This is a genomic window from Arthrobacter sp. SlRoot2-15 (assembly GCF_059739345.1).
This window is the reverse complement of the sequence record NZ_AP046058.1, coordinates 182,758-203,464: the sequence shown is the minus strand read 5'-3', so window position 1 is coordinate 203,464 and position 20,707 is coordinate 182,758. Positions and strand designations below refer to the sequence as shown.

The window sequence follows — 20,707 nt, the reverse complement described above, 5'->3', positions numbered from 1 at the left end:
TTCACTGGGCAGCGGCCCGGGGTAGCTTGTCCTCATGGCGCGGGAAGAAACCACGGTTTCCGTTGAGGGACCGGACGGCAGCAGGGAACTCAGGATCTCCAGTCCAAGCAGGCTGCTCTGGCCCGGGGCGGGCCTGAGCAAGCTGGACCTGGCCCATTACATGATCGCCGTCGGGGATGCCTTCCTGGAAGCCAACGGTGACCGGCCCATTACGCTGCAACGGTTCTCCGGCAACGTCGACGGCGAGCAGTTCTTTTCGAAGAACCCGCCCAAGGGCGCCCCTGACTTCGTGCGGGCGGTGGACGTGGTCTACCCGAGCGGCCGCTCCCACCCCCAGCTGGTGATCGACGAGATTGCCGCTGCCGTGTGGGCGGTCCAGATGAACACCGTGGTCTTCCACCCCTGGGCGTCCCGGGCCTCAAACCCGGACAACCCGGACCAGCTGCGGATTGACCTGGATCCGCAGCCGGGCACCGGGTTCAAGGACGCCGTGCCCGCCGCCCGGGAACTGCGCCGGGTGCTGGCCGAGGCAGGACTGACAGCCTTCATCAAGACCTCCGGCAACCGCGGGCTGCACGTCTTCGCCCCGATCGAGCCGGCCCACGAATTCCTCGAGGTTCGGCACGCCGTCATCGCCGCCGCGCGCGAACTTGAACGCCGGATGCCGGAACAGGTCACCACCGCCTGGTGGAAGGAAGAACGCGGTGCCAAAGTCTTTGTGGACTACAACCAGGCCAACCGCGACCGCACCATCGCCGGAGCCTACAGCCCGCGGGCGCTGCCTGCCGCCACCGTGTCCTGCCCGCTGGACTGGGACGAGCTGGACGGCGCGGACCCCCTGCAGTTCACCGTCGCGACCGTCCCCGGCCGGCTCCAGGCCACCGGGGATCCCTGGGCCGGCATGCATACCAGCCCGGGCTCGCTCGACGCCCTGCTCGGGTGGTGGGAACGGGACCTGGCCGCGGGCCACGGCGAGCTTCCCTTCCCGCCGGACTTCCCGAAGATGCCGGGCGAACCGCCGCGGGTGCAGCCCAGCCGTGCCCGGACCAAGGAGCCGGGGCAGCCGTGAGGATCCTGATGGTGGAGGACGAGGCGGCGCTCGCCGAAACGGTCCGCCGCGGTCTGAGCAACGAGGGGTTCGTCGTCGACGTCATGCACGACGGCGTGAGCGGGCTATCCGCGGCGACCGAAAACAGCTACGACGTGATCCTGCTGGATCTGATGCTGCCGCTCAAGAACGGCTACGACGTGCTGCGGGAACTGCGGGCCCGCAGTATCTGGACCCCGGTGCTGATGCTCACCGCGAAAGACGGGGAGTACGACGAGACCGACGCCTTCGATCTGGGCGCGGACGACTACCTCACCAAGCCGTTCAGCTTTCTGGTGCTGGTGGCACGCGTCCGGGCGCTGGTGCGCCGGGGCGCCCCCGAGCGGCCGGTGGTGCTGACGCTGGGGACCCTCACCCTGGACCCGGTCACCCGGACCGTGCGCCGCGGGGACTCCGCGATCGGCCTCACGGCGCGCGAGTACGGGCTGCTGCAGTACCTGATGCGCCGCCACGACCAGGTGGTCTCCAAGTCCGAGATCCTCGACAACGTGTGGGATCCGGCCTTCGACGGCGGCGACAACGTGGTGGAGGTCTACATCGGCTACCTGCGGCGCAAGATTGATGCCCCGTTCGGCGTGCAGACCCTCGTGACGGTCCGCGGCATGGGCTACCTGCTCAGCGCCGACCGGAGCGCTGCGGCCGGGGCTTCTCAGCAGCGCGGGGCGTGACGGCGGTCAACCCGGCGTCCCGCTGGGCGGGGAAGGTCATTTCGAAGCGGCACCCGCCGGAGGGGCTTCTCGTGGCCCGGATGGTCCCATGGTGGGCTGCCATGATGCCCGCCGCGATGGCCAGGCCCAGCCCGCTGCCGCCGCCCTCCCGGGACCGGCTCTGGTCGAGCCGGACGAACCGCTGGAAAACGCGGTCCCGGTCGGCGGCGGGGATCGGATCGCCGTCGTTGTCCACCGTCAGTACGGCGCCCTCCTTCCTGATGCGGAGGGCGACCGTAATCCGGGAGAGGGCGTGCCGGTCCGCATTATCCAGCACGTTGCGGAGCACCTGGCCGATCCGCCGGGCGTCCCCGGTGATCCGCGCCGGGGTGAGCTGCGCCGTCACCTTGTGGCTGCTGGTGGACCGCAGCCGGCGGACTTCCTGGTCCACAACGTCGTCGAGGTCCACGTCGGCGCTCTCCAGCCGCAGGCCGCCGTCGTTGGCTTTTGCGAGCGTCAGCAGGTCCTCCACGAGGTAACGCATCCGGGCGGTTTCCCCGGCCAGGACGGACTTCATCTGGTTCCAGGTCACGCCGGTCGGATCGGCCGAGGCGATCTCCACTCCGGCGCTCAGGGTGGCGAGCGGGCTGCGCAGTTCGTGGCTCGCGTCGGACACGAAGCGCCGCTGCTCCCGGTCCGAGGCCTGCAGGCGGTCCAGCATCATGTTCATGGTGACGGCCAGGGCCTGGATTTCGTCGTGGGTTGGCGGCACGTCCACCCGGCCGTCGAGGCGCTGGGCATTGATCCGCGCGACCTGGCCGCGGATCCGTTCGACCTGGCGCAGTGAACGCCCGACGAGCAGCCAGACCGAGACCCCCACCACCGCGAGCAGCAGCGGGGTGGCCCCGAACATGAACCACGCGACCGTGGCCAGCGTGTCCGCCTGGATCTGGATGGTCGAGGCAACGACCACCGTGTACGCCGTGGGTCCCACCTGGGCGCCGGTGGCCACGACCAGGAAGTCGTCCCCGCCGTCGACGCCGGGCAGGCTGCTGACCTCCTCGGTCAGGGTGCGGCCGGGCGCGGGCCGCAGGGCGGTCAGGGGCACCTTCTCCACGGCCGAGTCGGAGGCTGTGACAACGGCGCCCGCGGGATCAAGGATCTGCACCACCTGCCCGGCATGGGCGGTGGCGAACAGATAGTCCCCGGCATCGGCGATGTCCTGGTCCTCGACTTGGCTGATGACGTCATGGGCCTTGCGGCGTGCGGCGGATTCCGTGGAGGCGCTCAGGGAGGCCTGCAGCAGTCCCAGCAGGACCACACTGCCGAGCAGGAGCGCGAGGGCCACGACGGCGACGGCGACCGCCGTCGACCGCTTCCGCAGGCCCCAGGTCGCACTGCCCCGCGGCGGGCCGGTCCGGCCGCGGCCGGTACCCGCCGTCCCATCCACGGGCGCGTCGTGTTCCATGCTCCAAGAATGGTGCAACTCGGGGACCGCGACAACCATTCACCCCGCCCTGGTGTCCTCAGGCTCCTCTCAGGTGCAAAGGGCCACAGTAGAGGCAGGCCCCACGTTGTAGTCCAACGCCAAAGATCCCGGCCGCGCACTCTCCTCAACCAGTGCGCGGCCGGACACTTGTCCGGCGGCCTCCTCAGACCCGCCTGTCCATCAGCTGCGCGTCAGCTGCCGGGGATGACTGCGGTACCGGCCGCCTCGGGTTGCTCAGCCGCCCTCCGTTCCAGGGCAGCGACGTCGCGGCCGAAGGAGAACAGCAGCAGGGCAAGGGCCGCGAGGAGTCCCGCCGCCCCCACAGCCGCCGGGACCCCGGGCGCCAGGGCCAGCAGCAGGGCACCCGGCTGGACAGCGCCGATGGCCTTGCGGGCGCGCGAGGGCGGAAGGGTCTTCCGCAGGGCGGGGCGGAACCGGCCGGCGGCGGTAAAGGCGTAGTACAGCGAACCGATCAGGGGTGTCCACGGTCCGAGGGCGGCCGCCGCGGCGCAGGAAAGCACCAGCGTCAAGGCCGCGTCCGTCTCGGTGTCCAGGCGTGCGCCGGCCTCGGACGCCGAACGGGTTCGCCGCGCCACCGGGCCGTCCAGCGCGTCCAGCGCCCACGCCGTGGCACCCAGGAGGAGCAGTAGCGTCCCCGGGGGCTGACGGCCGAGGAAGCTGGCGGCGGCCAACGCCGCACAGCACGCCACCAGCACCGCCCGGACCAGGGTGACGCGGTCCGCCGGCGTGCACACTCTGGGCCTGCGCTGCAGGATTGACCCGGCGGTGCGGACCATTACCGCGGCGCCGGCGCCCGTAGCCACCAGTCCGGCGAGTGGGTCCGGGGAGTGAACGGACACGAGCCAACCGCCCGCAGCGAAGTAGGCGGCCGCGGCGGCCGCGACGTCGGCCGATCCGCGGCCGGGTGTTCTGATTGCCATGGGCACCTCGCCCCCTTGCTAACAACGCACCGTTCAGGACGGGCCCGGCAAGGGCGCCGGCCGACGTCAGCGTGCCGGCGCGCGGTACCGGGTACGCGTCCGTGCCAGGCCGACGCCGGCGAGCACGGCGCCGGCGCCCTCTGCGACCGCGCTGGCCGCCTTCTCGAAGTACCAGACCGGCTCGTACATGGCCGGAAACGGGCCGAAAGCGGGCAGGTCCACGTAGCGGTAGAGCACGACGGCAGCGAACGCGCTCAGCGCCACCAGCAGGGCGAAGGCGTACGCGGCCCGGCTGCCGCGCAGCAGCACCGCCAGCGCGGCGAGCGCGGCCGCCGCGGATTCGAGCAGGAACAGGGTGCCTTGGCCGATGCCCTGCGGAGAGCCGGCCTGGTAGCCGGGAGCGAGATGGAGGTGGACCGCGGCATCGACCAGCAGGGCAACGGCCGTGAGGGCACGCAGGCCAACGTCTCGTCCCCGTCCCCGGGTCGGCGCGGCGCGGCTGGCTGGTACGCTCACCGGACCGTCAGCGTCCCGTGCATGCTGGGGTGGTACCTGCAGTGGTAGGTGTACGTTCCGGGTTTGGACGGTGCGGTGAAGGTGGCCGTGCCGCCGCTGCCCTTGACGTCGGCGTCGAACGCCGAGCCGTCGTCGGCGGTGACGGTGTGTGCGGCGCTGTCCATGTTCGTTATGGTCAGCGCGGCCCCGGCGGGCACCAGCAGCGGCTCGCCGTAGCCGAAGTCGCGGATGGTGATGGCCATAGTGGCAGCTGCACTTGCAGGTGCAGTTGCCGGGCCGGCCGTGTTGGCCGGGGGCGCCGCGGGTCCGCCTCCCGGGGCGCAGCCGGCAGCTCCCAGCAGGACCGCCGCCAGCAGGAGCGTGACGCGCGCATTTCCGGTGTTCATGGTGCAACCCCTATCCCGGTGACCCGGATTCGTGGCTTTGGACGTGTTGCTGCCTGATCCAATCTTCCTCCCGTTGCAGGGAAATAGCGCCGACCCGGGAGCGCAGGTCCGTGGCCGGGGAACCGGCCGGAAAGCGCTCGGGGCGACGGCGTCGCGGTCGGGTGGATGGCGGTCCGGCGGGGGAGGGTGTGGCAGGGTAGGGGATGACCCGAGTTCCGCCGCGCCCGAGGAGTCCGAACGATGTCCGTGCCCGCCGTGGTGCCTGTAGCGTCCCAAGCGCACGAGCTGACCGGAATCGTCGGCTTCGCTGCCCAAGCCATCGACGCGTTCGGGGAATGGGGTGTTGGGCTGTTCACGCTGGCGGAGACGGTCTTTCCGCCAATCCCCAGCGAGGTCATCCTGCCGCTGGCCGGTTTCCTCACCCGCCAGGGATCCATGAGCCTGGCGCTCGTCTTCCTCACCAGCACCCTGGGCGCGTATGTGGGTGCGCTGCTGCTCTACTGGCTCGGCGCCCGCCTGGGGCTGGAGCGGTCCATCCGCTGGCTATCCCGGCTGCCGCTGGTGGACCGGGAGGATTTTGAGAAGGCCGCACACTGGTTCGACCGCCACGGCCGGCCGGCCATCTTCTTCGGCCGGCTGATCCCCGGCGTGCGGAGCCTGATCAGCCTTCCCGCCGGCGCCCAGAAAATGAACATGCTCACCTTCAGCCTTTTCACTATCGCCGGGAGCGGACTCTGGAACGGGCTCCTGATCGGTCTGGGCGCCTTCCTCGGAGCCCAGTACGAGCTGATCGAGCAATATTCCCGGTACCTCAATTACGCCGTTTACGTGGCCGTCGCCGCCCTCGTGGCGTGGTTTATTGTCAGGGCAATCCGACGGCGGAAATCAGGCCGCGGCACCCCTGCCGGCAAATAGTGCGTCGTTTGTGTGCCAAATCCGGGCCCGCGGGCGCCGTCCGGCTACGTGGTTGACGAGTCCGCGAATGTGGCAGGTGAGGTTCCGCGGATACTTGAAGCGGCACTCTTTCCCGGTGCTGCCTACTTGGCCCGGACCGTGATTACCTGCATCTGTTCTCGCGCGCTTACTCAGCAGTACTGGCAGCCGTACCCGTCTTTCATTCCCCCGGAAATCGGGTAGTTTCCCTGCTTGTTGCCCAATGTTCATCGTGTCACGGTGGCTGTGAGGGGTCGGCTGGAACAGGGGTTTCAGTCCGCACTGTTCCGTCTCTACTTCGGCCTTTGAATGACGCGATTTAAATCGTTTTACCTGGGGAAATCGGAGAACATCGTGAACAATTTGCCGGGAGCAACACCATCGATATCCGTTCAACTTTTTGGATCCTTGGAAATCCGCCGCGACGGCGTGGCACTCACTGCCGCGGATCTGGGCGGGTGTAAACCGCGGCACATTTTTGAGATTCTCCTGCTGAATCTGGGCACGCCGGTCTCCAAAACCCGCCTGATCGAGATCCTCTGGGGTCCAAGTGCCAGTGACGGCGCCGTGGCAACCCTGGAGAGCTATGTCAGCGGTATCCGCCGAGCGATTCAGCCGGGCCAGACCAAGACGGGCCCGCTCCGGACCGCGAACAGCGGCTACGTGCTGGATCCCCAGCTGGTGGATCTGGACCTCTCGCGATTCCGCGGTCTGCTCCGCGCGGCCAGCCTCGCGGCCCCGGCCGATGCGTATCCGCTCCTGCTTGAGGCCCTGGAACTCTCCGCCGAACCGCTCCTCGGCTTCGAACTCGTGGCCGACTGGGCAGAAGAGGCCCGCACCCGCCACTCCGCTGAGCGGGTCGCCGCGATGATCTTCGCCGCCGAGACGGCGACCTTTCTGGAGCGCCATGACGAGGCGATCCGCTGGGCGCAGGCAGCGATTCGGACGGAGCCGCTGAACGAGCGGGCCTGGACGGTCCTGGTGACTGCGTACGAACTTGCCGGACTGCCGGTGGAGGGCCTCTCCGCCTATGACCGTTGCCGCCGGCTCTTTGACCGGGACCTGGCCTGCTCTCCCGGCCCGGCTCTCCAGGCGGCGCATCTGCGGCTCCTGCGCCAGCGCGCGGAGGCGAACACGGAACTCTCCGAAGTACTGGCGGCCCTGCTCTTCCTGGGCGAGAGGCTGCACGGCGCCGGACCGCAGCGCCTGGCGGCCGACGACCGGCTGCATGAGAACGCCGGACGGATCCTGGATTCCTTCCTCCAGCGCGTCCGCGCGGCCGTCTGAGCCGCACCTGTCCCGCCACTGCCCCTTCGTCGGACCGGGGTCCGGCTATCAGGCGGGTCGGCGGTGTCAGCCCGCTCTGACCACGGGCAGTTCGTCCCAGTGGGTGGTGTAACGCGGGGACAGCATGTCGCGCTTCATCGTCCAGTCCGGTCCGCCGCGGATTCCGGCGTGCCCCAGGCCGATGGAGCCCCGGCCGTATTTGCGGCTCACCTCCTCGAGCAGCGGGCCGATGCCGCGTTCCTCATGCGGGTTCTCAAAGGCAGCCAGTGGAGCCTGGCGGGCGGTCGGGCGCAGGTCCGTGACCATAATGCCCGCCCGCGCGTACTTCACGCCGTCGTCGATCCGGGGGAGCAGGGCGTAGGACGCCCGGGCCAGCAGCACCGGATCCGCGGTGGGCATCGGCAGCCGGACACAGGCCGAGGGGTGTGAGCTGTCGCGGGGGTTGTAGTGGGACGTCGCGGCGAACGCGGTGAGGACCGCGGCCTGCAGCTCGTGCCTGGCGAGCCGGGCGCTGGCCTGCTGGGCGTAGATGCCGAGGACCTGGCGCATGCCGGCCGCGGTGCTGATGGGCGTGGCGAAGGACCGGCTGAAGATCAGCTGGTCGCGGCCGACGCGTTCCTCCTCGAGCGGGATGCAGGGGGTGCCCTGAAGTTCCAGGACGGTCCGCATCAGCACCACCGAGAAGCGGTCCCTGATTCTGATCGGGTCCGTGCGGGCGAGATCCAGCACGGTATGGATCCCCATCCCGTTGAGTCGTTTTGTCAGCCGCGTGGCGACACCCCAGAGTTCGATCACGGGCAGCCGGGCCATCAGGTGCTCCCGCCTGTCCGCGGGAACAGAATCCCAATGGCAGACGCCGTCGAAGTCCGGGTTGTGCTTGGCCCACTTGTTGGCCAGCTTCGCAAGGGTTTTGGTGCCGGCGATGCCGACGCAGACCGGGACGCCCACATTCCGGCGCACCGCCGTCTTCATGGTCTGGCCCAACCGCAGCAACTCCTCCGGGGTGCCCCGGACGCCCAGGAAGGCCTCGTCGATGCTGTACACCTCCAACCAGGCCGAATAGCGGCCCAGGAGTTCCATCACGCGGGCGCTGATGTCCCCGTAAAGCTCGTAGTTGCTTGACTTTGCCACCAGCCCCCACTCTTTGGCCCGCGGGGCGATCTTGAACCAGGGTTCCCCGAGGGGGATGCCGAGGGCCTTCGCTTCGACCGAGCGGGTGACCGCGCAGCCGTCGTTGTTCGAGAGCACCACCACGGGCCTGCCCTCTAGTGAGGGGTCGAAGGCGCGTTCGGCGCTGGCGTAGAAGCAGTTCACGTCCACGAGCGCGATGCTGCCTCGGCGGACGCGGGACTCAATCATTGGTCTCAGGCATGGTCTCAGACATGGTGCAGGCACCGGGTGGCGACACCCCAGATGACGAGGTCGGCGAGGGCGGGCACCCGGATGTCGGGGTAGCGCGGGTTGTCCGCCTGCAGGACCACCCCGGACGCTGACAGGCGGAGGCGCTTGACGGTGAGTTCGCCGTCGAGGACGGCGACGACGACGCAGCCGTCGCGGGGCTCCAGTGCCCGGTTCACGATGAGTTCGTCGCCGTCGCTGATGCCGGCGCCCTCCATCGAGTCCCCGGACACCCGCACTACGTAGGTGCTGGTGATGTCCTTGATGAGGTGTTCGTTGAGGTCGATCCGGCCGTCAAAGTAGTCCTGGGCCGGCGACGGATAGCCGGCGGCGACCGGTACCGGCGAGATCAGCACCGACAAGAGAGAGGAGCCCGCATCTATCACGCGCGGCCCGATGATTACGCCCACAACACACCTTTATTCGAACATATCTTCGAATCCAAGTGTAGCCCCGAGGGGTGACAATGGACCCTCGGCGCCGTGGCTGGTGAAGGGCGGTGCCGGCTTGCTAGGGTCAACCCTTATTGTCCCGCCCGTGGGATTTCGCCTGAAGGGAAGAGCAATGAAGGTCGACCACTATGACAGTTTCGCCCAGAGCTATTCGGCGGAGAACGAGTCCAGCCTCCTCAACGCGTACTACGAGCGGCCGGCGATGATTGCGCTCGCGGGCGACGTCGACGGGCGCCGGATCCTGGACGCGGGGTGCGGCGCCGGGCCGCTGTCCGCGGCATTGGGCGCGAAGGGCGCGGTCATGACCGGCTTCGATTCCAGTCCGGCGATGCTGGAGCTGGCAAGACAGCGGTTGGGCGCGTCCGCGGACCTGCACGTGGCCGACCTCAGCAAGCCGCTTCCTTTCGCCGATGGCTCCTTCGACGACGTCGTCGCGTCCCTGGTGCTGCACTATCTGGAGGACTGGTCGGCGCCGCTTGCCGAAGTGCGGCGCGTGCTGAAGCCGGGCGGCCGCCTGATCCTGTCCGTCAACCACCCCACGGTCAGTGTGGTCACCCAGCCGGCCGAGGACTATTTCGCCCTCCGGCAGTACTCGGAGGACTATGAGTTCGACGGCGAACCGGCGGTCCTGACCTTCTGGCACCGGCCGCTGCACGCGATGATCAACGCCTTCATATCGGCGGGCTACCGCGTGGCCACCGTGAGCGAACCTGAACCGGCTCCGGACACGCCGCGCGAACTGCTTCCGCCGCGCATCCTCAGCGGGGAGAAGTCGGCGTTCCTGTCCTTCATCTTCTTCGTCCTCGAGGCCAACTAGGCCAGCACAAGAATCGCCCCGCACTACGGCTAGCCTGAGCAGATGAAGAAACTGGCTGTGGTGACAGGTGCCAGCCGCGGTCTTGGGCTGTCCCTGGTCAACGAGTTTTCGGCGTCCGGCTGGAGCGTCATAGCGATCGCGCGGACGCCTCAGCCCGAGAGCGCCCGCACGCACGCACGCGACGTGGTAACCGTCCACCATGATGTTCGATCAGCCGTTGCGACAGAACTTCTTGAGGCCCTAGACGGCCGCCCCGTCGACGTGCTGATCCATAACGCGGCGCAGGGAGCACCCCATGGCAACCTCGGGGCGATTCCGCCGGAAGGAATCTTGAACGCCGTTGACGTGAACGTTGCCGGTGCGCTGCGCCTGGTGCAGTTCCTGTTGCCGAACCTCTTGGCGGCCCCTGATTCGATCATTATCAACGTGACGTCCCGGCTGGGGTCCCTGGCGGCCCAGGCCAACGGTGACTTCTCAGACCTGTCGACGAGTTATGCCTACAAAATCTCCAAAGCCGCGCAGAACATGCTGACCGTAGCGCTGGCGCAAGACCTCCAGGGACGGGTTCGCTGCTGGGCGGTACACCCGGGCAAACTGGCGACTGGGATGGGGCAGCCCGATGCGTCCAAAGATCCGCGCACCGCCGCCCGGGCAACTGCGCGACCTGGTCGATTCGGGTGTGCGGACGTCCCCCCGATTCTGTTCCCTCGGAGAAGAGGATCTTTCCTGGTAGAGCAGGCGAACCAACCCGGACCTCAAAGAGCAGCCCGGCGTAGGAGGTCAGGCGCCGCCGTTGGGGGCGGTATCGATCCAATAGCGGCGTTTGCCGTTGCGGCTGTCCTCGTAGACGCCGCCGTTCTTTTCGATAGTTGCCCGCGAACCGGCATTGTCCTCGTCGCAGGTCACGAGAGCGCGGGGGATTCCGAGGTCCCGGGCAACCGGCAGGGCCTCAGCCAGCGCTGCCGCCGCGTGGCCGCGGCGCCGGGCGGAGGGCCGCACGCTGTAACCGATGTGGCCGCCCTCATTGAAGAGGAAATCGTTCAGCTCATGCCTGACGGCCAGGGAGCCAAGGAACTTCTCGCCCTCGACGATCCACAGGTACGTGCAGGGCACATAGCCCGGTTTCCGCGGGGTCTCCGGCAAAGCACCGTTGATGAGGGCGTCCACAAAGCGGCGGAACGACCCGGCATCCCTAAGCTCATCCAAGGACCAGTCCTCAGCGCCTCCGCCGTCCCGGTGGGCTCCGTTGAATTCAGCGGATCCCTCCAGCCAGGTGGAGTGGAAGCGGACGTCCGGAGCGATGAGGCGAGGCATCCCAAGAGCCTAGTCGAACGGGCTTCGGTTCCGGGGCTATTGGTCCCTATTCGAACCTGGACGGGTCGCCCATGCCGTGGCGGACAACCTCGGCAACGCCGCTGGAGAAGTCGATGACCGTCGTCGGCTCCGCCCCGCAGTCACCGGAATCGATCACGGCGTCCACCACGTGGTCCAGCCGCTCCTTGATTTCCCAGCCCTGGGTCAGCGGCTCCTCCTCGTCCGGCAGCAGCAGGGTGCTGGAAAGCAGCGGCTCGCCAAGTTCGGCCAGCAGCGCCTGGACCACTGTGTGGTCCGGGATCCGGACGCCCACGGTCTTCTTCTTCGGGTGCAGCAGCCGCTTCGGCACCTCCTTGGTGGCGGGCAGGATGAAGGTGTAGCTGCCCGGCGTCACGGCTTTGATGCTGCGGAACACGTCGTTGTCGATCTGCACGAACTGGCCGAGCTGGGCGAAGTCCTTGCAGACCAGCGTGAAGTGGTGCTTGTCGTCCAGATGCCGAATTGCGCGGATCCGCTCCAGGGCGTCCCGGTTCCCCAGCTGGGCGCCCAGGGCGTAGCAGGAGTCGGTCGGGTAGGCGATCAGGCCGCCGGACTTCAGCAGCTCCACTACCTGCGTGATGGAGCGCGGCTGGGGGTTATCGGGGTGCACATCGAAGAATCTCGCCATGGCATGAGCTTACGCCCGGCGCCGCGGGGCTGCTGTACCTTCGGGGGTGGGGGCCGACGTCGAACTGCGGCTAGGCCGGCGGCTGTTCGCGGTGCAGTTCGTCGTGGTGGATCCGTTCGTCCAGCTGCCGCAGTGGCTCGCCGCTACCGCTCCACTGCTTGGCGATGATCTCCGCGGCGATGGACACCGCCGTCTCCTCCGGGGTCCGGGCGCCGAGGTCCAGGCCGACGGGGCTGTGCAGCCGGGCCAGCTCGGCATCGCCGAGTCCGGCCTCGCGCAGCCGCCTCAGCCGGTCCTCGTGGGTGCGGCGGGACCCCATCGCCCCGACAAACGCCACCGGGCCGCCGCGCAGGGCTACCTCCAGCAGCGGAATATCGAACTTCGGGTCGTGCGTGAGGACGCAGATGACCGTCCGTTCATCCACCAGCCCCGCCTTCTGCTGAGCGGCGAGGTAGCGGTGCGGCCACTCGTTGACCACCTCGGCGGCGTCGGGAAACCTCGCCGGCGTGGCGAAAACGGCGCGGGCGTCGCAGACGGTCACCCGGTAGCCCAGGAAGGTGCCGAGCCGCGCCAGCGCCGAGGCGAAGTCGATCGCGCCGAAGACGAGCATCCGCGGCGCCGGGGCGTAGCTGGTGAAGAAGATCCGCATCCCGCTGTCCAGCCGCTCCCCGTCCGGGCCGTAGCTCAGAATGCCGGTCCGGCCCGCCGCCAGATAGCCCTGGGCGTCGTCGCCGACGGCCAGGTTGGCGCGCTCCGAGCCCAGGTTGCCCTCGAAGCCGTCCGGACGGACCACCAGATGCCGTCCCAGCCACGCGCTGTCGGGGTGCTCGATAACCGTGGCCACCCCCACCCGCTTCCCGGCGGCGATGTCCTGCCGGACGCCGTCGAGCTCGGCGAAACGCTCCCGCGACACCGGCTCAACGAAGATGTCGATGATCCCGCCGCAGGTCAGGCCGACGGCGAACGCGTCGTCGTCGCTGATCCCGTACCGCACCAGCACCGGGACGCCGTCGTCCTTGACCTGGGTGGCGAGTTCGTACACGGCGCCTTCCACGCAGCCTCCGGACACCGATCCGACGGCCTCCCCGCCGGCCGTAACGGCCATGGAAGCGCCGGGCAGCCGGGGAGCGGACTTGAACGTGCTCACCACGGTGGCGAGGCCGGCGGTGGTGCCGTGCTGCCAGTCCGGCATGATGGCCGCCAGGACATCCCGCATGGTGCCCCCTAGAGCCTTCCGCAGAGCCGGAGCATCCGGAACGCGGAGCGCCGGCCCGCCCAGTAGGCGACGCAGGCCACGGCAGCGACCAGGCCGAGGACCTTGCCGGGGCTGGAGAGCTGGTCGGCGGCGATGCCCTTGGCGAGGCTGAAGGCATCGAGGCTGCTCGACGGCGACGGCGACGGCGCGGGCAGCGGCTGTGGGGACGGCGCGCCGGCGCCCGAGGTTGCGGGCACGGGTGAGGGCGCCGCCACCGGGCTGGCGGCCGCCGTAGGTGCAGGTCCCGCGGCCGCCGTCGCCCCCTCGACAGTGGCAGTCGCCCCTTCGACGGCGGCGGTCGACGCCGCACCCGGTTCGGCGAGCATGGCCTGCAGGTTGCCGGCGAACAGCCCCATCATTTGTTCGGTGACACTGCCGATCACGCTTTTCCCCATCGCCGCCGCCTTGCCCGAGAGCGCCAGATCGGCGCTGACGGTTCCGCGCGTGGTGCTCCCTTCCTCCGTGAGGGCCAGCGTGACCTGGGCTTCCGCAGTGCCCTGGCCGCGGGTTTCCTGGGCCTTGCCGCCGAGCACTGCCCGGTGCTCGGCGGCGTTGCGCTCCAGAACGTTGAGCAGCCCCTTGTACTGCATGTTCACCGGGCCCAGCTTGACCGTCATGCCGACCTGGTAGGCGTCGTCGGAGAGCTTGTTCAGGATCTGGGCGCCCGGAAGGCAGCCTGCCACCCGTTCGAAGTCCATCAGGGTGTCCCAGACCTTGTCGATCGGTGCCACCACCGAAAAATTGCTGTCAATCTGCATGAGCTGCTCCCTTGTCTTCCCGTTGTGTGCCGGTCCTTGGTGGTCCCGGAGTTCGCCCGTCCGGTGCCGTCACGACGTCGCCCCGGATGGCGGCCGCGAGCTCCGCCAGCGCCGCATAGCTGTGTCCGCTGACGAAGGCGTCGCAGTAGGGCAGCGCCGCGGCGATGCCGCCGGCCAGCGGCCGGTAGCCCGGCGCGGCCTTGCGCGGGTTCACCCAGACCACCCGGTGCGCGAGACGCCGCAGCCGGGCCATCTGCGCAGCGACCTGTTCCGTATCCTCCTGCGCCCAGCCGTCGGAGAACACCACCACGACGGCGCCCCGGGCCAGCCCGCGGCGGCCGTAGTCGTCCAGGAAGCGCCGCAGGCTCCCGGCGATCCTGGTGCCGCCGGCCCAGTCGGGCGCCGTGGCGGCGGCCTCTGCGAGGGCCAGATCAGGATCACGGTGAGCCAGCTGACGGGTCAGTCGCGTGAGCCGGGTGGAGAACACAAAGGCCTCAGCTCCGGCGTTCGCGACGGCACCCTGCAGCAGGGACAGGAAGACCCGGGAGTAGGACTCCATCGAAGCGGACACGTCGCACAGCAGCACCAGCTTGCGCCGTTGCTCCCGGCGCCGGGCGTAGTACAGCCGGGGGGAGTCGTGGCCGGAGCGGCGGGCGGCCCGCACGGTGGCCCGGACGTCCAGGCGCGCGCTGCTGTGCGGCGATTTGTGGGTCCGCCGGCTCCGGCGCACGGGTGTGGCCAGCTGGATCCGGGCTGCGAGCCGCCGTACGTCGGCGGCCTCGGCCGCGGAGAGCTCGGCAAAGTTTGTCCCGTGCAGGTGCTCCTCCGTGGATGCCATCGCGAGGATGGCGTCGCGATCGGGTCCGGAGGGGGCGCCGTCGTCGTCGCGGCCCGTCGCCACGGCAGGGTGCCGGGGGCCGGCGGTGGGGCCGGACTCGGTGGGGCGGCCGCTGTCCGCAGCGGGCCGGGGGCTCGATCCCTCGTCCGGCGGCGGGGCAGGCGGCGCCGGGACGGGGGTGCCGGCGCTGCGGTCCAGCGCTGCGGCCGGATCGAAGCCGCCCCGGAAGACGGTGTTGAACACGGCGTCGAACACCGGAAGCTGTTCGAGGCTGGCTACCAGGACCACGCGCAGGGTCCAGTAGAGCCGTTCCAGGGATGTCGGGGGGACCAGGCGGAGGGCCTCCGCCAGCCGGGCGGCCCGGTCCGGGGAGCAGGAAACGCCGGCGCGGCGCAGGGCCGTGATGACGGCGGCGGCCAGGGCGGCAGCCTCCACAAACGACGGCGGGGCAACCGGCTCCGGCCTCGTCTCAGTCACCCGTGCCTCCCACCAGCCAGGCTGCCCCGCGGGAGTCCACCAGCTCCAGGTCGTCACGGTTCTTGACGATCGAGCCCCAGGTCTGTTCGGCCGTGGCGGCGTCGATCCGCTCGATGCCCAGCACCGCGAGTGCCGAGACCCAGTCGATCGCCTCCGAGATCCCCGGCGGCTTCGCCAGGTCAAGGGTCCGCAGCCGGGTGATCACCGCGGCGGCCTGCAGCGCCAGCGGCCCGCTGCTGGCCGGCACGCGGCGGCGGACGATCTCGGCGATCCGCCCCGGCCCGGGGTAGTCGATCCAGTGGTAGAGGCAGCGGCGGGTCAGCGCATCGTGCAGGTCCCGGGTGCGGTTGGAGGTCAGGACCACGATGGGCGGATGGGTGGCGCGGATGGTGCCGAGCTCGGGGATGGTGACCGAGGCTTCCGCGAGGAGCTCGAAGGTGAACGCCTCGAACTCGGCGTCGGCTCGGTCGATCTCGTCCAGCAGCAGCACGGCCGGCCGCGGCCCGGGGTGCTCGATTGCCTGGAGCAGCGGCCGGCGCAGCAGGTATTGGGGGCCGAACAGCTCGGCTTCGCTGACTTCGGCGTCGCGGGCCTCGGCCAGCCGGATGCCCAGCAGCTGGCGCTGGTGGTTCCACTCATAGAGGGCCTCGCCTGCGTCGATGCCCTCGTAGCACTGCAGCCGGAACAGGGGTGTGTCCAGCAGTTCCGCGAGGGTCTTGGCGGCCTCCGTTTTGCCCACCCCCGCCTCGCCCTCGAGCAGGATCGGCTGCGGCAGCCGCACCGCGAGGAACAGGGCGGTCGCCAGCCCAGTGTCGGCCAGGTAGTCGTGCCGGTCCAGGGCCGCCATCAGCGACGCCACGTCCGGGACCCGCCGCTGTATCTCGTCCTCTGCCCCCGTCCGGGCCGCCGTGGTCACCCGGCCCCCTGCAGCTCGGCCAGCACTCGCTGGTAGTCCTCCTCGTTGTCGACGTCCAGCGGGACGGGCCCCGGCGTCCGGACCTCGACGACGTCGTCCGCCCGCTGCTCCAGCAGCTTCCACACAGCCTTGTCCCCGTGCAGCGAGGCCAAGTCCGGCAGCAGCCGCCGGCTGAACGCCAGGGGATGGCCGACGCCGTCGTCGTAACGGCATACGGCGGCCCCGGGGCCGTCCGGCCGTGCCAGGGCGCGGAGCAGCGGTGCCACGTTCCCGGCGCGGACGCCCGGCTGGTCACCGAGCAGCAGCACTACCGCACTGGTATCCGGCCGCAGCAGGGCCATCGCGGCGGCAATCGAGGATGAGCAGCCCTCGTCGTAGTCGGGGTTGAGCGCCACCTCGCAGCCCGAGGTGTCCACGGCGCCCAGGACCTCCTCGGCGGAGCCGCCCAGGGCCAGCACAGTCTGGGCGAAACCGCAGCGCCGGGCCGTCGCGAGGACGGCGTCCAGCAGCACTCCGCTGCCGTAGGGGAGCAACTGCTTGGGCCTGCCCAGGCGCCGCGAGCCCCCGGCCGCCAGGATGACGGCGGCCGTGCCGGCCGGGACCGGGGACTCAGGGATGGGGGAGTCAGGTGCTGAGGGCATAGCGCTCCGGGTCCTTGCGGAAGGCCGCGCGGCAGCCAGGGGAGCAGAAGTAGACGGTGACGCCGTTGTGCTCGAGGTGCAGGGACGATTCCACCGCCGGCACGGACATGCCGCACACCGGATCCACCGCGGTCTTCGGCTGCGGGGTCGAGGGGGCCGGAACCCCGCCGGTGTGCGCGTGGGCCCGCGCCGTGGCCCGCTCCTGGACCAGCTGGGCGAGGATGGACAGGGCGATTTCCCCGGGGGTGCGCGCGCCCAGCTGCAGCCCCGCCGGCGTGTAAACCCGAGAGCGCAACACATCGTCGACGTCGAGGGAGTCCAGCACGGCGGCGCCGCGCACCTCGCTCGCGACGAGGGCCACGTAGGGCACGCCGGCGCGCAACGCCGCTTCGAGGGCGCCCTCCTCGGCCTTGCCGTGCGAGGCGACAATCAGGGCTGCGTCCCCCGCACGGGGCTGGGCCGCGTCGCCGTCGGCCAGTTCGACGTCGAACCCGACGCCTGGCCCCAGCGCGGCGAGCGCCTGCGCCACCGGTGCGCCCCCGACCACCACCACCCGGGGCGCCGGGTTCCGGGGCTGCAGGAAAATCTCGATCGCGCCGCCGCTCAGGCACGGGTTGGACACCTCGACGGCGCCCTCCTCGGTGCGGTGCGACGGTTCGCCGGGCAGGACGCGCAAGAGCAGGGGTTCCCCGGAGGCCAGCACCTGCAGCCCGTACTCCCGGACCGAGGACTCAACGCAGTTCCCGCCGACGAAGCCCTGGAGCTCGCCGCCGGGCAGCAGCAGGGCGGTGTCGCCGGCGCGGGCGCTGGTCGGATGCTGGGCGCGGACCACCGTGGCGTGCACAAACGGCTCGCGGCGGGCGGCGAGCTCGCCGGCCCGGGCGGCGATGGATTCAGCGGTGGCGGCCATCTCAGATCGGCGGCCTTGCCCGGCCCTGCATGGCGGCCCAGACCCGGGCCGGTGTGCAAGGCATGTCCATGTGCGTGACCCCGAACGGCGCCAGCGCGTCCACGACGGCGTTGACGATCGCCGGCGGGGAGCCGACCGTGGCTGACTCGCCGATGCCCTTGGCGCCGATGGGGTGGTGCGGGGAGGGAGTGACCGTAAAACCGGTCTCCCAGTCCGGCACTTCCATGGCGGTGGGGATCAGGTAGTCCATAAAGGACCCGCCCAGGTTGTTGCCGTCCGCGTCGAACTCGATGATCTCCATCAGCGCCATCCCGACGCCGTCGGTCAGGCCGCCGTGGACCTGGCCCTCGATGATCATCGGGTTGATCCGGGTCCCGCAGTCATCCACCGCCACGAAGCGCCGCACTTTGACGTGCCCGGTGCCCGGGTCGATGTCGACGACGCAGATGTACGCGCCGAACGGAAAGGTGAGGTTGGGCGGGTCGTAGGTGACTTCCGCGTCGAGGTTGCCGTCCACGCCCTCGGGCAGCGTCAGCGTCCCGTGGGCGGCCATCGCGATGTCTTCGATGGTCTTGCCCGCGGTGGGGTCGCCCTTGACGAACCAGCGGCCTTTCTCCCATTCCAGGTCCTCCGGGCGGGTCTCCAGCATCGCTGCGGCGATCAGCTTGGCCTTCTCCCGGACCTTGCGCGCCACGAGCGCCACGGCGCCGCCGCTGACCGGCGTCGAACGGCTGCCGTAGGTGCCCAGGCCGAACGGCGTCTGGTCCGTGTCGCCGTGGACGACGTCGATGTTCTCCGGCGGGATGCCGAGTTCCTCCGCGACGATCTGCGCGAACGTGGTTTCGTGGCCCTGGCCCTGGCTCTGCACCGAGATCCGGACCACGGCCTTGCCGGTGGGGTGGACCCGGAGTTCGGCGCCGTCGGCCATGCCCAGGCCCACGATGTCGAAGTGCTTGCGCGGCCCGGCGCCGACGACCTCCGTGAAGAAGGAGATACCGATGCCCATCAGCTCGCCCTTGGCCCGCTTCTCCTGCTGTTCGCGGCGGAGGTCCTCGTAGCCGGCCAGCTCCATGGACTGCCGCATGGCCGCCTCGTAGTTACCGGAGTCGTAGACCCAGCCGGTCTTGTTGGCGTAGGGGAACTGCTCCGGCTTGATGAAGTTCTTCAGCCGCAGCTCCGCGGGGTCCATCTCCAGTTTCCGGGCGAGGATGTCCACCATCCGCTCCACGAGGTACACAGCCTCGGTGACGCGGAACGAGCAGGCGTAGGCCACGCCGCCGGGGGCCTTGTTGGTGTAGACGCCGGTGACCTTGCAGTAGGCGGCCTGCAGGTCGTAGCTGCCGGTGAAGATGGAGAAGAAGCCGGCCGGGGTTTTGGTGGGCTGGGCGGTGGCGTTGAAGGCGCCGTGGTCGGCCAGCACGTTGGTGCGCAGGGCCAGGATCTTGCCGTCCCGGGTCGCCGCGATCTCGCCCTGCATGATGTAGTCGCGGGCGAACGAGGTGGACATCAGGTTCTCGGAACGGTCCTCCACCCACTTGACCGGTCGGCCGGTGACGATGGAGCCGACGACGGCGAGGATGTAGCCGGGGTAGATGCCCACCTTGTTGCCGAAGCCGCCGCCGATGTCCGGGGACACGATCCGGATCTTGTGCTCCGGGATGCCCGCGACGATCGCGAACAGCGTGCGGTGGGCGTGCGGGGCCTGGGTGGTCTCGTAGAGGGTCAGCTTGCCGTTCACGGCATCGAAGTCGGCGACGGCGCCGCAGGTTTCCATCGGCGCCGGGTGCACCCGCGGGTAGACCATCTCCTGGCTGACGACGACGTCGGCACTTGAGAATACGGCCTCGGTCTCCGCCGCGCTGCCGATCTCCCAGTCGAAGATTTTGTTGTCTGTCCGGCCGGCGATTTCGTCCCGGATGACGGGGGCGTCGGCGTCGAGGGCCCGGCGCGCGTCGACCAGCGGCGGCAGTACGTCGTATTCGACGTCGATCAGTTCCAGCGCGTCGCGGGCGGCGTACCGGTCCTCGGCGACGACGAACGCGACCTCCTGGCCCTGGAACCGGACCTTGTCCGTGACCAGCACGGCCTGCACGTCGGCGGAGAGCGTCGGCGCCCAGGCGAGTTTGAGGCCCTCGAGGTCCTTGCCGGTGATGACGGCCAGGACCTTGGGGTGGGCCAGGGCGTTGGTGGTGTCGATCGACACGAGCCGGGCGTGCGCCACCGGGGCCCGCAGGATCGCGCCGTGCAGCATGCCGGGCAGCACGAGGTCGTCGATGTAGTGGCCCTTGCCGCGGACGAAGCGGGGGTCTTCCTTGCGCTGGATGCGGCCGTAGCCGATCGGGCGGTCCGCGTCGCCGGCTGCGGGGTTGCTGCCCCGCTCGTGGATGACAGTCATGCCTTCACCTCTGCATTGTCGGTTTCCGCCGCGACGTCCTCCACCACGGTGTCGGTGCCGTCGAGGACCTCGTCGGCGCCTTCGCCGCCGGTAGCGGCGGCGGGGTGGGCGGCGGCCCACTGCACCGAGCGGACGATCGTCGCGTAGCCGGTGCACCGGCAGATCTGGCCGGAGATGGCCTGCCGGATCTCACCCTCGTCCGGGTGCGGGTTCTTATCCAGCAGGGCGCGGGCGGTGAGCATCATGCCCGGGGTGCAGAAGCCGCACTGCAGCCCGTGTTCCTCCATAAAGCCCTGCTGGACCGGATCCAGTGTGGCCCCGCTGGCGAGCCCCTCCACGGTGCGGATGTCGTGCCCGGCGGCCATGGCCGCGAGGACGGTGCAGGACTTCACCGGCTGGCCGTCCATTAGGACCACGCAGGTGCCGCAGTTGCTGGTGTCGCAGCCCCAGTGGGTGCCGGTCAGGCCCAGCACCTCGCGGATGTAATGCACCAGGAGCACCCGCGGTTCAATCTCGGACGTCACTTCGTTGCCGTTCACGGTCATGCTGATCTGCATGTGCT

General features: G+C 69.8%; 21 protein-coding genes and 1 pseudogene. 6 read left to right on the top strand and 16 right to left on the bottom strand.

The genetic code is table 11. The features are described 5' to 3' along the window. Window positions 1-34: 34 nt before the first annotated feature. A complete protein-coding gene (ligD, locus tag AC6I9V_RS00945) occupies window positions 35-1,069 on the top strand; it encodes a non-homologous end-joining DNA ligase (protein ID WP_497898003.1) in 1,035 nt (344 codons plus the stop codon). Further along, window positions 1,066-1,776, top strand: coding sequence for a response regulator transcription factor (locus AC6I9V_RS00940; protein ID WP_497898002.1), 711 nt, complete (start codon window positions 1,066-1,068; stop codon window positions 1,774-1,776). Before ligD ends, AC6I9V_RS00940 begins: the two co-directional genes overlap by 4 nt. Here the strand turns inward: AC6I9V_RS00940 and AC6I9V_RS00935 are convergent. The 4 genes from AC6I9V_RS00935 to AC6I9V_RS00920 form a co-directional block, all read right to left on the bottom strand. Then, the gene (locus AC6I9V_RS00935) at window positions 1,724-3,223 is read right to left on the bottom strand and encodes a sensor histidine kinase (RefSeq protein WP_497898001.1); all 1,500 of its coding nucleotides are present in this window, start codon (window positions 3,221-3,223) and stop codon (window positions 1,724-1,726) included. The genes AC6I9V_RS00940 and AC6I9V_RS00935 overlap by 53 nt on opposite strands. A 212-nt stretch (window positions 3,224-3,435) precedes the next feature. Then, entirely contained in the window at window positions 3,436-4,185 is a 750-nt protein-coding gene (locus AC6I9V_RS00930) for a CDP-alcohol phosphatidyltransferase family protein (protein ID WP_497898000.1), read from the bottom strand. Between the two features lie 66 nt (window positions 4,186-4,251). Beyond that, on the bottom strand, window positions 4,252-4,701 hold the full coding sequence (locus tag AC6I9V_RS00925; RefSeq protein WP_497897999.1) for a hypothetical protein: 450 nt from the start codon (window positions 4,699-4,701) through the stop codon (window positions 4,252-4,254). Beyond that, a complete protein-coding gene (locus AC6I9V_RS00920; protein WP_497897998.1) occupies window positions 4,698-5,087 on the bottom strand; it encodes a cupredoxin domain-containing protein in 390 nt (129 codons plus the stop codon). The genes AC6I9V_RS00925 and AC6I9V_RS00920 overlap by 4 nt, the downstream gene beginning before the upstream one ends. Before the next feature lie 240 nt (window positions 5,088-5,327). Here AC6I9V_RS00920 and AC6I9V_RS00915 point away from each other — a divergent pair, with 240 nt between their 5' ends. Next, complete coding sequence (locus AC6I9V_RS00915) at window positions 5,328-6,002, top strand: DedA family protein (RefSeq protein ID WP_497897997.1); 675 nt, start codon at window positions 5,328-5,330, stop codon at window positions 6,000-6,002. 426 nt (window positions 6,003-6,428) lie between these two features. Further along, entirely contained in the window at window positions 6,429-7,307 is an 879-nt protein-coding gene (locus AC6I9V_RS00910) for an AfsR/SARP family transcriptional regulator (protein ID WP_349411652.1), read from the top strand. 66 nt (window positions 7,308-7,373) lie between these two features. On the opposite strand, the gene AC6I9V_RS00905 is transcribed toward AC6I9V_RS00910, so the two are convergent. After that, window positions 7,374-8,666: a Y-family DNA polymerase gene (locus AC6I9V_RS00905; protein WP_497897996.1), complete on the bottom strand. Its 1,293-nt coding sequence runs from the start codon at window positions 8,664-8,666 to the stop codon at window positions 7,374-7,376. Between the two features lie 17 nt (window positions 8,667-8,683). Further along, entirely contained in the window at window positions 8,684-9,115 is a 432-nt protein-coding gene (locus tag AC6I9V_RS00900) for a LexA family protein (protein WP_497897995.1), read from the bottom strand. A gap of 154 nt (window positions 9,116-9,269) precedes the next feature. On the opposite strand from AC6I9V_RS00900, the gene AC6I9V_RS00895 reads away from it, so the two are divergent. Continuing rightward, entirely contained in the window at window positions 9,270-9,974 is a 705-nt protein-coding gene (locus AC6I9V_RS00895) for a class I SAM-dependent methyltransferase (RefSeq protein ID WP_497897994.1), read from the top strand. 42 nt (window positions 9,975-10,016) lie between these two features. Further along, window positions 10,017-10,553 (top strand): annotated as a pseudogene (locus AC6I9V_RS00890) (SDR family NAD(P)-dependent oxidoreductase); the annotation flags it as partial. Between the two features lie 201 nt (window positions 10,554-10,754). Here AC6I9V_RS00890 and AC6I9V_RS00885 read toward each other — a convergent pair. The 10 genes from AC6I9V_RS00885 to AC6I9V_RS00840 form a co-directional block, all read right to left on the bottom strand. Then, the gene (locus AC6I9V_RS00885; protein ID WP_497897993.1) at window positions 10,755-11,288 is read right to left on the bottom strand and encodes a GNAT family N-acetyltransferase; all 534 of its coding nucleotides are present in this window, start codon (window positions 11,286-11,288) and stop codon (window positions 10,755-10,757) included. Between the two features lie 46 nt (window positions 11,289-11,334). After that, the gene (locus AC6I9V_RS00880) at window positions 11,335-11,955 is read right to left on the bottom strand and encodes an L-threonylcarbamoyladenylate synthase (protein WP_146337688.1); all 621 of its coding nucleotides are present in this window, start codon (window positions 11,953-11,955) and stop codon (window positions 11,335-11,337) included. Between the two features lie 70 nt (window positions 11,956-12,025). After that, on the bottom strand, window positions 12,026-13,171 hold the full coding sequence (locus tag AC6I9V_RS00875) for an XdhC family protein (protein WP_497897992.1): 1,146 nt from the start codon (window positions 13,169-13,171) through the stop codon (window positions 12,026-12,028). A gap of 8 nt (window positions 13,172-13,179) precedes the next feature. Then, a complete protein-coding gene (locus AC6I9V_RS00870) occupies window positions 13,180-13,968 on the bottom strand; it encodes an SRPBCC family protein (RefSeq protein WP_497897991.1) in 789 nt (262 codons plus the stop codon). After that, window positions 13,958-15,283, bottom strand: coding sequence for a vWA domain-containing protein (locus AC6I9V_RS00865; RefSeq protein WP_497897990.1), 1,326 nt, complete (start codon window positions 15,281-15,283; stop codon window positions 13,958-13,960). The genes AC6I9V_RS00870 and AC6I9V_RS00865 overlap by 11 nt, the downstream gene beginning before the upstream one ends. Further along, entirely contained in the window at window positions 15,276-16,199 is a 924-nt protein-coding gene (locus AC6I9V_RS00860) for an AAA family ATPase (protein ID WP_497897989.1), read from the bottom strand. The genes AC6I9V_RS00865 and AC6I9V_RS00860 overlap by 8 nt, the downstream gene beginning before the upstream one ends. Further along, window positions 16,196-16,840 (bottom strand): nucleotidyltransferase family protein, encoded by a 645-nt coding sequence (locus AC6I9V_RS00855; protein WP_497897988.1) that lies wholly within the window; start codon window positions 16,838-16,840, stop codon window positions 16,196-16,198. The genes AC6I9V_RS00860 and AC6I9V_RS00855 overlap by 4 nt, the downstream gene beginning before the upstream one ends. Next, a complete protein-coding gene (locus tag AC6I9V_RS00850) occupies window positions 16,824-17,750 on the bottom strand; it encodes an XdhC family protein (protein WP_497897987.1) in 927 nt (308 codons plus the stop codon). The genes AC6I9V_RS00855 and AC6I9V_RS00850 overlap by 17 nt, the downstream gene beginning before the upstream one ends. A 1-nt stretch (window position 17,751) precedes the next feature. Beyond that, window positions 17,752-20,145 (bottom strand): aerobic carbon-monoxide dehydrogenase large subunit, encoded by a 2,394-nt coding sequence (locus tag AC6I9V_RS00845; RefSeq protein WP_497897986.1) that lies wholly within the window; start codon window positions 20,143-20,145, stop codon window positions 17,752-17,754. Further along, entirely contained in the window at window positions 20,142-20,702 is a 561-nt protein-coding gene (locus AC6I9V_RS00840; protein ID WP_497897985.1) for a (2Fe-2S)-binding protein, read from the bottom strand. Before AC6I9V_RS00840 ends, AC6I9V_RS00845 begins: the two co-directional genes overlap by 4 nt. Window positions 20,703-20,707 lie beyond the last annotated feature (5 nt).

Bases quoted from the DNA above. Each gene is read 5' to 3' on its own strand.
- ligD (WP_497898003.1), top strand. From the start codon at position 35: ATGGCGCGGGAAGAAACCACGGTTTCCGTTGAGGGACCGGACGGCAGC.
- AC6I9V_RS00935 (WP_497898001.1), bottom strand. From the start codon at position 3,223: ATGGAACACGACGCGCCCGTGGATGGGACGGCGGGTACCGGCCGCGGC.
- AC6I9V_RS00930 (WP_497898000.1), bottom strand. From the start codon at position 4,185: ATGGCAATCAGAACACCCGGCCGCGGATCGGCCGACGTCGCGGCCGCC.
- AC6I9V_RS00920 (WP_497897998.1), bottom strand. From the start codon at position 5,087: ATGAACACCGGAAATGCGCGCGTCACGCTCCTGCTGGCGGCGGTCCTG.
- AC6I9V_RS00915 (WP_497897997.1), top strand. From the start codon at position 5,328: ATGTCCGTGCCCGCCGTGGTGCCTGTAGCGTCCCAAGCGCACGAGCTG.
- AC6I9V_RS00905 (WP_497897996.1), bottom strand. From the start codon at position 8,666: ATGATTGAGTCCCGCGTCCGCCGAGGCAGCATCGCGCTCGTGGACGTG.
- AC6I9V_RS00895 (WP_497897994.1), top strand. From the start codon at position 9,270: ATGAAGGTCGACCACTATGACAGTTTCGCCCAGAGCTATTCGGCGGAG.
- AC6I9V_RS00885 (WP_497897993.1), bottom strand. From the start codon at position 11,288: ATGCCTCGCCTCATCGCTCCGGACGTCCGCTTCCACTCCACCTGGCTG.
- AC6I9V_RS00880 (WP_146337688.1), bottom strand. From the start codon at position 11,955: ATGGCGAGATTCTTCGATGTGCACCCCGATAACCCCCAGCCGCGCTCC.
- AC6I9V_RS00875 (WP_497897992.1), bottom strand. From the start codon at position 13,171: ATGCGGGATGTCCTGGCGGCCATCATGCCGGACTGGCAGCACGGCACC.
- AC6I9V_RS00870 (WP_497897991.1), bottom strand. From the start codon at position 13,968: ATGCAGATTGACAGCAATTTTTCGGTGGTGGCACCGATCGACAAGGTC.
- AC6I9V_RS00855 (WP_497897988.1), bottom strand. From the start codon at position 16,840: ATGCCCTCAGCACCTGACTCCCCCATCCCTGAGTCCCCGGTCCCGGCC.
- AC6I9V_RS00850 (WP_497897987.1), bottom strand. From the start codon at position 17,750: ATGGCCGCCACCGCTGAATCCATCGCCGCCCGGGCCGGCGAGCTCGCC.
- AC6I9V_RS00845 (WP_497897986.1), bottom strand. From the start codon at position 20,145: ATGACTGTCATCCACGAGCGGGGCAGCAACCCCGCAGCCGGCGACGCG.
- AC6I9V_RS00840 (WP_497897985.1), bottom strand. From the start codon at position 20,702: ATGCAGATCAGCATGACCGTGAACGGCAACGAAGTGACGTCCGAGATT.